Origin of the sequence: Streptomyces sp. BA2 (assembly GCF_009769735.1) — a bacterium.
Classification (GTDB): Bacteria; Actinomycetota; Actinomycetes; order Streptomycetales; family Streptomycetaceae; genus Streptomyces.
In genome coordinates this window covers 9,088,229-9,101,212 of the sequence record NZ_WSRO01000002.1, presented here as the reverse complement: position 1 = coordinate 9,101,212, position 12,984 = coordinate 9,088,229, and the positions used below count along the sequence as shown (strand labels likewise).

The window sequence follows — 12,984 nt, the reverse complement described above, 5'->3', positions numbered from 1 at the left end:
CTGAGGTCAGCTCAAGCTGCGGCGTGCGACGGCGAGGAACTCCGCTTTGCACGGCTCCAGGCGCTCGGCCAGGCCCGTCCCGTCGCCCTCCTGCCAGACCGCCTGATTCAAGGCGCGGGCGTAGGCGGTCGTCGATGCCTGTAGGCCAGGAGCGCACAGCAGCTGGACGCCGTTCTCGGCTATGCGCAGGCCGTCCATCGCCAGCCTGGCCGTTCGGTACCACTCATCACCGACCTCCCATCGAGGCGGCCGTGCATGAGCCACACCCTCGGCCTCCAAGGCGAACCGGATGAACTCCAGCACAGTCCTGATCTGCTCGGCACGTCGCTCCTCCGTCAGCGCCGCAGCTCGTCTTTGCTCCTCAGCCCGGTCGGCCGCCCGCTGCGTTGTGCGCTGGGTCAGATACGTCAGCGCACCGCCCACAGCCACACCGACCATCGAAACCACCGGCGTCCACAGATCTCCTGCCATGGCCGACTACTACCAGCACCTGCCCACCGACCGCTGCCGATCTTGCGAACCGGACACGCTCGCCCCAGATGCCGAGCCACTGCAAGATCCACTTTCGACACACGCCCTAGTGCAGCGTCAGGCAGCGTTCGCCCTGGCGATCGGACGCACTGACGGCATCCTTGACCCGAATCCCAGCATGTCCATGACGAACATCGGGCCCATGCAGTGATCAGTCACACGATCGAGCGATCACGAACGAGGAAGATCGGACTTAACGTCCACTCAGACTGCGACGGAGAGCAGGTCCACCACGAAAACGAGTGTCGATCCCGCCGGGATCAACGGCGAGGGTGACTGGTTGCCGTAGCCGAGGCGCGGGGGAACGATGATCTCGCGCCGGCCGCCGACCTTCATCCCTCTGACCCCGCGGTCCCAGCCCTTGATGACCTTGCCACCGCCCACGGCGAACTTGAACGTCTGGCCCCGGTCCCAGGAGGCGTCGAATTCCTTTCCGGACTCGAAGGTGACCCCGACGTAGTGAACCCGGACAACCCTGCCCGGCTTCGCCTCGAGCCCGTCCCCGACGACGAGATCGCGGATTGTCAGTTCGGTCGGAGCACCACCCTCCGGAAGGTCGATCTCGGGCTTCGTCAGGTCACTCATTGCAGCCTCATTCCCTCGCCGCCAGTAGTCCTCATACAGACCAGCCAGGCGCATGGTCACTCTATGCGGTAGATCATCATGCCGTCGTGAACGCTGATCTCCTGGAGTGCACGAAGCCCAACGAAGCACGATGCTCAGCGTGACGGCGCGTGCTACGTCATCGGTACGCTGCGCCCGTACTCGATGATGGCGAGGCCCTGCTCTCCCGCCTCCGCAGGTATGGCCCCTGGGCGTCGCCTGGTCGCGCGTGGCCCACTGCGCGGAAGATCGTTCAGCCTGCGCTGATAACGGTCGTGGACTCGGTCCGAGAAGCGACCGCTGCTCACAACCGACCGCAGCAGCGGCCGAGAGGTAGAGCTGAGGGAGCGTCAACTCTGGACCTCAGGCAACAAGGCGTACGCGGTCTCACGCGCACCCGGCTCCTCGCAATCGAACCTCGGGGCAACGCTCCGCGACGACTCCGCAAGATCTGTGCCACAACCCCGAACTCGCCTACGGAGCCGCCGAGTCCCCGCGACGTTCAGCTTCACCCGCCCGGCCATCCCCGGCGTACAGAAGATCCACCCGGAATGGTGGTTCCAAGGCATCAGCTTCGAGCAGGCCCTTGAGGTCGTGCAGAGCGAACGCACCACATAAGAGGACGAGTTCAGGCAGCACGAAGAGCCTGTGAAACGGCCTCGCTGCGGTGAGCGACACAGAGATCGTCGTGCACCGCAGCAACGGCGGTTCCACTCCCCCGGCACCAGTCCCTGTCGTTCGACGGGTTCACGTGATTGCGCGCGCCCATTCGTCACGCGCGCAACACCTGCGCCAGCGCGTCCACGGTCACGCCCACGATTGCCAGGAGCTGCGCCGGGCTCGCCCCGGCCCTGCTCATGACGGCGAGCGACTGGTTCACAGCCGCCACGTGTACAGCGAAGGCTTCGGCGTCCTGGTCGGTCAGTCGGCCGACCTTCAGCGCGGTGCGCAGGCGCAGGAGCTGAAAGCCGAGCGCCTGCTCAACGTGCGCTGCGACGCTCGGACTCAGCGCTGGGATTGCCATGGCTGACTGGGCAATCAGGCATCCATCAGGCAGTTCGGGATCGGCGATGCGCTCGAGGGTGACGTCGAAGAACGCACGAACAGCGGCAACGGGTTCCGAGGCCGCACACGATAGGGCGGCGTCGTACTTCTCGCCGTAGCGCGCGGCGTAGAGATCCAGGCAGCGCAGGAAGAGCGTGTCCTTGGCGCCGAGGGAGGAGTAGATGGAACTGCGGTTCAGGCCGGTTGCCCGAGACAAATCGTCCAATGAGGTGTCGGCGTAGCCGACGCGCCAGAACTGGATCATCGCGGCGTCGAGCGCCGTGTCCATGTCGAACTGCTTCTTGCCTGCCACGCGGCACTTCCTTGCCGATGCGTCGATGGTTCGGACTGTGTTGCGCACCATTCTATCTTGAACTGGTCAGTTCAAGATGTGTAGCCTTCAAGCGCGGTCATGGCCAGGCGTACCGCGCACTTCGCGACCGCGCGAGAAACACACCACGTGGTCCCAGCCACCGCCGTCAGCTACACCGCCCCAACCGCACACCTGACACCTGACACCTGACACCTGACACCTGACACCTGACACCGATGGAGGATCCCCGTGACCGGCCCAGCAACCAGCACGCCGCATGTCTTCGAAACCAACCCCATCCGCGACCTTCCCCTGCAGCACCTGGCCGGATTCACTCACCGCTGGGTCGACGCGGATGGTGTCCGCCTTCATGTCGTCGAAGGCGGGCGGCCGAGCGGCCCGGCCGTCGTCCTGCTCGCCGGATTCCCGCAGACCTGGTGGGCCTGGCGAAAGGTGATGCCGGGCTTGGCTCACCGGTTCCACGTCATCGCGATCGACCTGCCGGGGCAGGGCCACTCCGAGCGTCCGGAGCGCGGCTACGACACGCACGCGGTCGCCGCGCACGTCCACACCGCCGTGAAGGCTCTCGGAGTGTCGACTTACTTCCTGGTCGCCCACGACATCGGCGCCTGGGTCGCTTTCTCCCTCGCCCTCAACTTCGAGAGCCACCTGCGCGGGGTCGCTCTGCTCGACGCCGGAATTCCCGGTGTCACTCTCCCGGAGGCGATTCCCACCGACCCGGATCGAGCGTGGAAGACCTGGCATTTCGCGTTCCACATCGTGCCCGACCTGCCCGAGACGCTGCTTACAGGCCGCGAACACGAGTACGTCAGCTGGTTCCTGAAGATGAAGGCCCTGTCTCCCGACACGTTCGACGACGCCGAGATCGACCACTACGCGGCGGCACTCGCCGCCGACGGCGGCCTGCGCGCTTCCCTCGCGTACTACCGAGACGCCGCGGAGTCAGCGCGTAAGAACCGCGAGGCGCTCAAGTGCCGGCACCTGACTGTGCCGATCCTCGGAATCTCCAGCAGCCACGGCTCCGTTCCGGACATGGCCGCCTCCATCAGCCCATGGGCCGACAACACCACCCGAATCGTCGTGCCCGACGCTGGACACTTCATCCCCGACGAGCAGCCCGAAGCTATCGCTGCCGCGATAGCAGACTTCATCGCCGACGACGACTGACACCCGTCGAACCATGAGTGGGGTGCTGCGGGCTGCAGGAGTCGGTCCAGCCCGCCGTCTCGTTCAGGTGTTCTCTATGTGAGACGGCGTTCCGGGATCTCGGCAGGATGCTTATGGTGGTGCGCATGTTCGGACCCGCCCGTCAGCTCGCTCTCGCGCTCTTCGCGGCCACGCCGTGGAGCGTCGACGACGCGCTCTGTCGCCGCTGACGCTTCGCTCCGCGCTCACGCGAGCCCCGCCTGTCCGATCCCCTCCCGTTCCCGGAGACCCCGTTGACCACCGCTGCCGATGCCGGGGCGCCGCCCCGGACCGCCCTGCTCAGTCCTGCCCCCACCTCCGCCCCCGCCCCTCCGGCCGAGGCCGCGCCGCCGGTCCGGCGGGTGCCGCTGACGGTTGCCGGCGCCATCGGGGTCACACTCGCCGGTTACGTCTTCGCGGAGCACGGGGCCAAGCCCGGCGTCCTGCTGCTGCTCGGCCTCGGTCTTGGGTTCGCCCTGTTCCACTCCCGGTTCGGCTTCACCTCCGCCTGGCGTCAACTGGTGGCCGTCGGCAACGGCACCGGGCTGCGGGCCCACACACTGCTGCTCGGCACCACCGCGACGCTTTTCGCCCTGGTCATCGGCACTGGCAGCGGCCTGTTCGGTTCGGTGCCCGCGCCCAGCGCCGGGCCGATCGGAGTGGCGCTGCTCGTCGGCGCCTTCCTCTTCGCCATCGGCATGCAGCTCGGCGGCGCCTGCGCCTCCGGGACCCTCTTTGCCGTCGGATCCGGCCAGGGCACGATCGTGCTCACTCTCTTCGGCTTCATCACCGGCTCCACCCTCGCCGCCTGGCAGTTCGGCCTCTGGAACGACCTGCCCGCGCTCGACCCGTATGTACTGTCCGACCACATCGGCTGGTTCGGCTCCTGGGCGATGACGATCGCGGTGCTCGCCGGGATCTGGTTCATCGCCCGCGCCGTGCAGGCCCGCCGCACTCCCCCGCCCGTCGGCAACCCGCCCTCGGCGCGCGGTGTCTTCCGTCGTACGGTGCGGGGTTCCTGGCCGCTGGCCGCGGGCGCCGTGGTCCTTGCGTTGCTCGGCGCCGGCGTGCTGCTCGTGTCGGGCGGTGCCTGGGGTGTCACCAGCGCGTTCGCCCTGTGGGGCTCGAAGGTCGTCGGCCTGCTCGGCGGCGCGCCGGAGACCTGGGCGTTCTGGCAACAGCCCGGCAGCGCGGCCCAGTTGTCGGGGCCGGTGCTTGCCGACAAGAACAGCCTCACCGACATCGGCATCATGATCGGCGCGGCCGTCGCCGCGGCCGCCGGCGGCGTGTGGCAGCTGCACCGCAACATCCCCGCCCGCACCGCGCTCGCCGCCGTCATCGGCGGCATCCTGATGGGCGTCGGCGCTCGTCTCGCCGGCGGCTGCAACATCGGCGCCTACCTGGCAGGCATCGCTTCCGGGTCCCTGCACGGCTGGATCTGGGCCGCCGTAGCGATCCTCGGCACCTGGGCCGGCCTGCGCCTGCGTCCGCTGTTCGGGTTGGGCAACCCGAAGCCGACCGACAGCGTCTGCTGACCTGTCGGGGCATCACCTCACCTGTCGGGATATCACCTCACCGCAGCTTTCGGGACCGCAGCTTTCGGGCGAAATCCCGCAGGTCGGCCGTGAAAAGGCCGGGCTGCTCGAAGGCGGCGAAATGGCCGCCGCGCGGCTGTTCCGCCCAGTGCACCACGTTCCACTGGCGTTCGCTCCACCGGCGCGGAGCCCGGGTCTTCTCCCGCGGATAGAGCGCGATGCCGGTGGGCACGTCCACCCTGCGGCCCCATACCCGCGCATCGGAGCCGTACGCTGCCGACTTGGCATACAGGCGGGCAGATGATGTGGCAGTTCCTGTGAGCCAGTAGAGCATGGTGTTGTCCAGCAGCCGGTCGAGCGTGAAGGGCAGACCCTCGCGGGTGTCGGACCAGGTATGGAACTTCTCCAGCAGCCAGGCCGCCAGCCCTGCCGGGGAATCCTCCAGCGCCGGGCCGACGCTGTGCGGCCGGGTGGCCTGCTGGATGTAGTAGCCGTTGTCCGCGCCGTACACCCGGGCGTTGCGTTCCAGTACCGCTCGTTCCGCCGGTGTCGCCTCGCCCTCGGGGTCCTCGATGCCGGGCGGGGGCACCGCCCAGGGGAAGTTGAGGTGCACTCCCAGCAGCCGGTCGGCGTGCGCCAGGCCCAGCTGGCGCACAACGAAGGCGCCCCAGTCCCCGCCCTGAGCCAGAAAGCGGGGGTAGCCGAGCTCGCCCATCAGGGCGGCGAACGCGTCGGCAATGGCAGCCACGTCGGCGCCGGCCACGGTGGTCGGCCCGGACAGTCCGAAACCGGGCATCGAAGGCAGCACCACGTGAAAGGCGTCCTCGGCACGCCCACCGTGCGCGACGGGGTCGGTCAACGCGGGCACGCAGTCGAGAAACTCCACCACCGAGCCCGGCCAGCCATGGCACAGCAGCAGCGGCGTGGCGTCCACGTGCCGTGAGCGCACCACGAAAGCGTGCACCCGCAGCCCGGCAACATCGCCGATGACCTGAGGCAGGGCGTTCAGCTCCGCCTCGGTCCGGCGCCAGTCGTAGCGGTGCAGCCAGTGCTCGACGAGTTGCCGCAGCCAGGGCTGCGGCGTGCCCCAACCCCAGTCCTCGCCGGGCAGGTCGTCGCGGAATCGGGTGCGCGAGAGCCGTTCGCGCAAGTCGGCGAGCGCATCGTCGGTCGTGGTGATCCTGAACGTCTGCATCGAGGCATTCTCATGCCTCCAGCGCAACAGCTGCCAAGGCGTAACGGCTCTCCCAGTCGTGTGAGCGCCGTGCCCGTCTGTGTGCCGGTGTTCGGTCGAACGCGGTGCCGCGTAGTCGAATGCGGTGCCGACCAGACCCAACCCTGTGGACTCACCGAGACCCGCAGCTACCGAACGGACCCTGCCGCTTTGCTCAGCGCACCTGCTGCATCGCGCCCGGCGAGTCGGGCTGCCCGGCCACCGGACTTCGCGGCACTACGACCGCGGTGAGCGCCAGTCTTCACGGCGGAACGTCCGCGGGTAGCGGTGGACTTGGCGGCGGCGCGGCCGCGGGTGGCGGTGGTGCGGCCGCGGTAGGTCAGGGACGGCTTGCCGTGCGTGTCGGCCGCCGCTATGAGCAGGCCACCGAACAGCGAGAGATTCTTGATGAACTGGGTGCGCTGCGCGGCTCGGCGGTCCGGGTCCTCCTCCTTCCACCAGGCGTGGCCGGCCAGGGTCGTCGGCACAAGGGAACCGGCCAGCGCGAGCGCGGCGAAGCGCGGAACCCGCCCGGTGGCAAGCATCACCCCGGCCCCCACCTGCACCGCGCCGTTGACGCGGACCAGGCGTTCGGGGTCCTCCGTGAGACGGGGTATCCGGGAACTCAGCGGAACCGCGACGGGCTCCGCGGCGGAAGCCACGCGCTTGGGGTCCCGGAGGGTACTGAGACCTCCCGACACGAAGACGGAGGCGAGCAAGGGGCGTGCGAATTTCCTGAGAACAGCCATGCCCCACGGCTTCCCCCGATACGGCCACTCAGACAGCCTTTCGCGCGAAACCGGCGTACGGCAAACCGTTGTTTACGGCAAACCCTCGTACGGCAGGGCGGCGCCCGCATGCCCCTTCCTCGCCGGCCCGGCGCGCCCTGGCCACGCTCCGCCGAGGCATTCATACCCCCTGGGCGCTGATCGCGATCGCCGGACCGGCCTCCAGCAGACCCGGCTCGGCCATGCGTTCCGGGTGACGTTCGCATCCATGGGCGGGGTCCAACCGCCCCGGAGACGAGTCCGATCCCTCCGGAGACGAGTCCAATCCCTCCGGGGGCGAGGACAACCGCGCCGGAGACGGGTCCAACCGCTCCGCGGGATAGAAGATGTCGATGTCGACCTCCTCGCCGCCGACGATCTGTGTGTCCCACGCACCGCTGCGGACCAAGGTGTACAGGGTCCGCCTGTCCAGCGTGTCCAGGTGCTTCAGGAGCGTCGCGTCGTCCGGCATTCCGGGGACCCGGGGTGCCAAGCGGCCGCGGATCGTGCGGAGTTGCTTCATGAGTGATTCGAGGTCGGACTCGCGGTCCAGGCCCTGGCCCTGCTCCATGGACTCGTGCTCCATGGACTCCGAGATGCTCTGCTGGATCTTGTCCTTGATGGCCCGGGGCACCCCGTGCTCATCCGTGGTGATCATGGAGTTCCAGGCACGGCTCTTGTGCCGGTACTGGAGCATCGACATGGCCGCCTCATGGCGGACGAAGTCCGCGTCGCGGAACGGCCGCCCCCGCCAGGTGCCGCTGAGCGACCGGGCGAGCGAGATGACCGAGCCCCAGCCGCTGTTGAGGCCGCGCCCCGGCCAGAAGTGGATGGCGTTGGCGGCGTCCCCGAGCAGGAATCCGTACGTGCCGGGCCCTGCGGACGTCCTGGGATGCAGCCGTGCGGTGAACCGCGGCCGCTGCACCATGTCGAGCCGGAACGCGGTGACGGCGGTCAGGTCCGATTCGGGCACGGCGAACAGCGCCAGGCCCTCCTTGACCCGCTTCCACAGCGCCGACCCTTTGATCAGGGCGGGCAGGAACAGGGTGCTGTGGGTGTCGCAGCAGAAGTCACCGTCGTCGCTCCGGTTCATCACGCACGGGCGTGAGGCGATGCAGTCCTCGAACACCTGCCGTACGGGGTCGATGCCCACGACCTCCTTCGCCTCCTCGTCGGTCAGGCGCATGTTGAGGAAGCCCTCACCGCGCAGGGAGTTGAGGAGGAAGCGGTTCTGCGCCACGGTCAGCAGTACGGACATCGGGTCCGGGAGCCGCGACTTCACCTTCAGGCCGAGCACCACGTCCTGGAGATGCGCGCCTTCCAGGGAGTAGATGGACTTGTCGGCCTGGCCGAACTTCTCGGCGAAGTGCTCACGCGTCCGGGAGCGGCCTCCCTCGCAGATGGCGAGCACGTGGTCCGCGGCCGCGGTCTTCTCGTGCTGGACCGCGTCGAACCGCTCCGGTATCAGGCGGATGTGGTCCGGCTTCTCGTTGGCCATCTCAAGGAGGGTGTCCTCGACGTAGGCGATGCGAATGTTCCGGGGGTTGTGACCGTCGATGGAGTCCGGGCCCGCCGGCCACATCTCGCTGTACGCGCCGTCCCTGAACAGCCTCGCCTGTACCTCCTGGGGAAGGCCCAGATACTGGCGGCTCTGGACCGTGACGACCTGCTGCCGCCGGACGTTGCCCTGCTTCGCGTCCTTCCAGACGACTCTGCCTCCGGTCCGGGTCCAGCGACCGTCGTAGACCGTGATGGCGACCCGGGGGCCGAGAAGGGATTCGAGCAGCAGGGCGAAGGCCAGCCCTACGGGGCCGCCGCCGGACACCGTGACCTTGAGCACCGGCACCGGCTGCTCGACAGGAGGAGGTGTGAGCGCCTGCAGCACGGAGAGGTCCATGATGGTCTCCATCGGATCCGCCGCCTCGAAGCGGAACGTCTCCTCGCCGATGGTGATCAGGTCGCCGGGCTGGAGCACGTGAGAGGTCGCGCGTTCCCCGTTGACGTACGTGCCGTTGCTGCTTCCCAGGTCGTACAGCATGAAGCCGTGCCCCTCACGGCGTACCTCGGCATGGAACCGCGAGATGCTCACGTCGCGGATCACCACGTCGTTCGCCGGCTTGCGGCCGAACGTGAGGGGCTTCGTGCCGATGCCGAACCGCTCTCCGGCCAGGGCGCCTTGATGACTGACAATCTCAGGAGGCATGGGTCCTCGGATTCCCTTCACTCACTCGTCGAGCCAGGACGCGCAGCGGGGCGACCGAACCGAGGCCGCCGTGTGTCACTGAGTTCATACGGCGGGGTGCAGTCGTGCGTTCAGTGGGACATTTCGATTGCCTGAAAAGACACCGCGCCGCCGGCCGCAGTCCCGGTCACGCACGCGCGAGCCGGTGAACGGTCGTCATACGTCCATGTGCAGCGAATTACATCGGTAACAGAATTCGCCGGAATGCTTCTCCTGATTCATGCGGGGCTGGTGGGCTGACCGCGCTCAACTCACCGATCACAGGAGGCGCGCGTGAATCTCGTCGTCAACGGCGACGCGGAGAGCGGGGCCGGCGGCACCGCCGACCCCGTCTCGAAGGTCCACGGCTGGAAGGTCACCCAGGGAGCCCCGGCGCTCATCGACTACCGTCTGGGCGGCGGCTACCCGACCGCTTCGGACCCCGGCCCGGCCCGCCGCGGCAGCCGCTTCTACTCGGGCGGCAACAGCCCGCGCACTGTGCTGATGCAGGACATCGACCTGCCCAGGACTGGTCCTACCGGACGCCGCGCCGTCGACGCGGGCAACGTCCGGTACACGCTGGCCGGCTGGCTCGGCGGCTTCGCCGGGCAGGAGGACGGCGCGCGCCTCTCCGTGGAGTTCCGCGACGCCAAGAGCACCCCCATCGCCCTCAGCGTCCTCGGCCCCATCAGCGCGGCCGACCGGCAGGGCAGGACCGGGCTCCTGGAGCGCACGGCCGAAGCCGCCGTGCCGCCCACCGCCCGCTCGGCGCGGGTCCTGCTCGTCTTCACGCGCAGCGGCAGCGGCACCTCCAACGACGGCTACGCGGACGCCCTTTCCCTCACCCTCAGCGCCACCGGAGAACGCCGATGACCGTCAACCGCCGTGACCTGCTCAAGTCCGCCGCGGCCGTCGGCGCGCTCAGCCTCGCCTGGCCGCTCGCCCCGGGCCTCACCCCGGCGCAGGCCCGCGAGGCCGCCGAGAACCTGGGCGCCGAGTACGACCGCGCGCCGTTCACGCTCGGCGTCGCCTCCGGCGATCCGCAGCCGCACTCCGTGGTGCTGTGGACCAGACTCGCGCCCGAACCCCTCGCCGCCGAGCAGAAACTTGCCGAGGTCGTCGAGGTCGAGTGGGTCGTCGCCAAGGACGCCAGGCTGCGCCACGTCGTCGCCCGCGGCACCGCCCCGGCGTCGGCGACGCTCGGCCACAGCGTGCACGTGCCGGTGAGCGGCCTCGCCCCCGGCCGCCACTACTGGTACGCGTTCAAGGCGCTCGGCAAGACCTCCCGCGTCGGCCGTACGAAGACGGCGCCGCGCGGCCGCATATCCAAGGTCACCTTCGCGGCCGCCAACTGCCAGGCGTTCCACGACGGTTTCTACGCCGCCCACCGCGGCATCGCCCGCGAGAACCTCGACTTCGTCGTCCATCTCGGCGACTACATCTACGAGCACGGCCAAGTCGGCGGCGTACCCGAGGAACACGTACGCGACCACGACGGACCGGAGATCCTCACCCTCGCCGACTACCGCAAGCGGCACGCTCTCTACAAGGGCGACAAATCGCTGCGCGAGGCTCACGCCGCCCATCCGTGGTTCCTGACCTGGGACGACCACGAGGTCGTCAACGACTACAGCGGTACCGGCGGCGGCGCCCCGTTCATGCGGCGCCGCGCGGCCGCGTACCAGGCGTGGTTCGAGCACATGCCGCACCGTGACTCCTTCGGCGGCTCGGCGCTGCCCGACCCCGAGATCCACCGGGTGCGGCGCTGGGGCGACCTGCTGGAGCTGGCCGTGCTCGACCTGCGCTCGCACCGCTCGGCGCAGAACCTGCCGGACGGCACCATCCTGGGCGCCGAGCAGAAGACGTGGCTGAAGAAGACCGTGGACCGCGCCCCCGACGCCTGGCACGTGTGGGCCAACTCGATCATGCTGAGCCAGCTGAGGGGCCGCCCTGGCGGCTCGTACATGTTCACCGATCAGTGGGACGGCTTCCTCGCCGAACGCAAGGAAGTCTTGGGGCACGTGCACCAGAGCGGTCTGGAGGACCTGGTCGTCATCACCGGCGACTGGCACTCCGCGTTCGTCGACGACATCCGCACCGACTTCGACGAGCCACAATCCCCCTTGATCGGCACGGAGTTCACCGCCCACTCGGTGACGTCCGGCGCATACTCGGCCGACTGGAACGCCGCCAACGGGCCGCTGATGGGCCAGGCCAATCCGCACCTGAAGTACTTCGAGGGCAACCGGTACGGCTACGACGTGTACGAGGTGACGCCACAGCGGTTCAGCGCACACATGCGCGTCATCGACGACCGCCGTGACCCGCACTCACCCATCAGCACACTGACCACATTCCACATAGACCGGGGCAAGAGCGGCTCCTACGAGGACAAGGACACCAAGGGCTCGCCCGCGCAGTACCGCAGGGACTGACACCACACCACCTGCCGGTGCCCCGGCCCCAGCAGCCCGGGGCACCGGCAGCCCCTCACCCCACACGCGGCCCGCGACCGGACCGCACATGTCCTCGTCAGGGCTGCGAACACCGCCTTCAGCTCATACGGTCACGACGATCTTGCCCCGGGGACGGCCCGTCTCCAGGTGCTTGATCGCGGCGACGGCTTCAACGAGCGGGTAGGTGCTGTCGATGGCCGGTGCGATGGTGCCGGTCTCCGCGAGATTCTTGAGGGTCAGCAGGTCCTTGTGGCGCACCCTCGCTACGAGGCTGTGCAGTGTCTGCCCGACGAACGGTGAGAGCGCGTAGCCGCCGAGCTGACGGCCCATGCCGCCCATCCAGTCGCCGCCGCCTTCGCCTCCGACCATCACCAGGACGCCTGTGGGGGCCAGTGCCCGGCGCAGCAGGGACAGCGGCCGGTTGCCGGCGGCATCGAGGATGATGTCGAACAGCTGCTTGGCGTCGGTGATTTCCCCGCTGGTGTAGTCGATGACGTCGGTGGCGCCCAGGGCCCGCACGAAGTCCGCCGCGCCAGGGCCGCAGACAGCGGTGACGCCTGCTTCACAGGAGACGGCGAGCTGGATGGCATAGGTCCCGACGCCGCCGGAGGCGCCGATGACAAGGACCTTCTGCCCTGGTTTCGGGCGCGCCTTGCCGCTGAGGGCCTGATGGGCGGTGACGCCGGAGACGGGGAGAACCGCGGCTTGTTCGAAGGTGAGGTTGGCGGGCTTGGGCGCGAGCTTGTCGGCCCTGGCGCAGGCGAATTGGGCCAACGAGCCGTCGCCGATTCCGAAGACCTCCTGCCCCGGCTTGAAACGCGTCACCTTCGAACCGACCGTCTCGACGACTCCGGCGAGGTCCCAGCCGCGAACCGGGTTCTTGGGCTTGCGCAGTCCCAAGGCGAGGCGGGCGATGTAGGGCTTGCCCGTCATGAGGTGCAAAATGCTCGGGTCCACCCCAGCGGCATGCACCTGGACCAGCACTTCATTGTCCCGGGGAACGGGCCGGTCGATGTCGCGTAGTTCCAGGCCGTCGGCAGTGCCGTAGGGGTCCTGTGCAATGGCCTTCATGGGGCCCTCCTGGTGGGGATGCTG

The 12,984-nt window shown here is 68.7% G+C and carries 11 protein-coding genes; 4 read left to right on the top strand and 7 right to left on the bottom strand.

The window, feature by feature from the left end; translation table 11 throughout:
• Positions 1–6: 6 nt before the first annotated feature.
• From E5671_RS43625 to E5671_RS43615, 3 genes are all read right to left on the bottom strand, one after another.
• On the bottom strand, positions 7–471 hold the full coding sequence (locus tag E5671_RS43625; RefSeq protein ID WP_160509721.1) for a hypothetical protein: 465 nt from the start codon (positions 469–471) through the stop codon (positions 7–9).
• A 264-nt stretch (positions 472–735) separates the two neighbouring features.
• A complete protein-coding gene (locus E5671_RS43620; RefSeq protein WP_160509720.1) occupies positions 736–1,116 on the bottom strand; it encodes an FKBP-type peptidyl-prolyl cis-trans isomerase in 381 nt (126 codons plus the stop codon).
• 790 nt (positions 1,117–1,906) lie between these two features.
• Positions 1,907–2,491 (bottom strand): TetR family transcriptional regulator, encoded by a 585-nt coding sequence (locus E5671_RS43615; protein ID WP_160509719.1) that lies wholly within the window; start codon positions 2,489–2,491, stop codon positions 1,907–1,909.
• Between the two features lie 249 nt (positions 2,492–2,740).
• Between E5671_RS43615 and E5671_RS43610 the strand changes: the two genes are divergently transcribed.
• Both E5671_RS43610 and E5671_RS43605 read left to right on the top strand, forming a co-directional pair.
• On the top strand, positions 2,741–3,679 hold the full coding sequence (locus tag E5671_RS43610) for an alpha/beta fold hydrolase (RefSeq protein ID WP_160509718.1): 939 nt from the start codon (positions 2,741–2,743) through the stop codon (positions 3,677–3,679).
• Between the two features lie 272 nt (positions 3,680–3,951).
• A complete protein-coding gene (locus E5671_RS43605; protein WP_160509717.1) occupies positions 3,952–5,232 on the top strand; it encodes a YeeE/YedE family protein in 1,281 nt (426 codons plus the stop codon).
• Between the two features lie 37 nt (positions 5,233–5,269).
• On the opposite strand, the gene E5671_RS43600 is transcribed toward E5671_RS43605, so the two are convergent.
• The 3 genes from E5671_RS43600 to E5671_RS43590 all read right to left on the bottom strand — a co-directional run bounded on the left by E5671_RS43600 (position 5,270) and on the right by E5671_RS43590 (position 9,415).
• Positions 5,270–6,427 carry an epoxide hydrolase family protein gene (locus E5671_RS43600; RefSeq protein WP_160509716.1) on the bottom strand — a complete coding sequence of 386 codons (1,158 nt, stop codon included), beginning with the start codon at positions 6,425–6,427 and terminating at the stop codon, positions 5,270–5,272.
• A gap of 167 nt (positions 6,428–6,594) precedes the next feature.
• Positions 6,595–7,194 (bottom strand): DoxX family protein, encoded by a 600-nt coding sequence (locus E5671_RS43595; protein WP_160509715.1) that lies wholly within the window; start codon positions 7,192–7,194, stop codon positions 6,595–6,597.
• Between the two features lie 160 nt (positions 7,195–7,354).
• A complete protein-coding gene (locus E5671_RS43590) occupies positions 7,355–9,415 on the bottom strand; it encodes an FHA domain-containing protein (RefSeq protein WP_160509714.1) in 2,061 nt (686 codons plus the stop codon).
• Positions 9,416–9,727: 312 nt separating this feature from the next.
• Here E5671_RS43590 and E5671_RS43585 point away from each other — a divergent pair, with 312 nt between their 5' ends.
• Both E5671_RS43585 and E5671_RS43580 read left to right on the top strand, forming a co-directional pair.
• The gene (locus tag E5671_RS43585) at positions 9,728–10,306 is read left to right on the top strand and encodes a phosphoesterase (protein ID WP_160509713.1); all 579 of its coding nucleotides are present in this window, start codon (positions 9,728–9,730) and stop codon (positions 10,304–10,306) included.
• The gene (locus E5671_RS43580) at positions 10,303–11,868 is read left to right on the top strand and encodes an alkaline phosphatase D family protein (RefSeq protein ID WP_160509712.1); all 1,566 of its coding nucleotides are present in this window, start codon (positions 10,303–10,305) and stop codon (positions 11,866–11,868) included. Before E5671_RS43585 ends, E5671_RS43580 begins: the two co-directional genes overlap by 4 nt.
• 123 nt (positions 11,869–11,991) lie before the next feature.
• Here E5671_RS43580 and E5671_RS43575 read toward each other — a convergent pair whose 3' ends face one another.
• On the bottom strand, positions 11,992–12,960 hold the full coding sequence (locus tag E5671_RS43575) for an NAD(P)-dependent alcohol dehydrogenase (RefSeq protein ID WP_160509711.1): 969 nt from the start codon (positions 12,958–12,960) through the stop codon (positions 11,992–11,994).
• Positions 12,961–12,984: the final 24 nt, after the last annotated feature.

Excerpts from the sequence above, each read along its gene's own strand:
- E5671_RS43625 (WP_160509721.1), bottom strand. The coding sequence starts at position 471 with ATGGCAGGAGATCTGTGGACGCCGGTGGTTTCGATGGTCGGTGTGGCT.
- E5671_RS43620 (WP_160509720.1), bottom strand. The coding sequence starts at position 1,116 with ATGAGTGACCTGACGAAGCCCGAGATCGACCTTCCGGAGGGTGGTGCT.
- E5671_RS43600 (WP_160509716.1), bottom strand. The coding sequence starts at position 6,427 with ATGCAGACGTTCAGGATCACCACGACCGACGATGCGCTCGCCGACTTG.
- E5671_RS43595 (WP_160509715.1), bottom strand. The coding sequence starts at position 7,194 with ATGGCTGTTCTCAGGAAATTCGCACGCCCCTTGCTCGCCTCCGTCTTC.
- E5671_RS43590 (WP_160509714.1), bottom strand. The coding sequence starts at position 9,415 with ATGCCTCCTGAGATTGTCAGTCATCAAGGCGCCCTGGCCGGAGAGCGG.
- E5671_RS43580 (WP_160509712.1), top strand. The coding sequence starts at position 10,303 with ATGACCGTCAACCGCCGTGACCTGCTCAAGTCCGCCGCGGCCGTCGGC.
- E5671_RS43575 (WP_160509711.1), bottom strand. The coding sequence starts at position 12,960 with ATGAAGGCCATTGCACAGGACCCCTACGGCACTGCCGACGGCCTGGAA.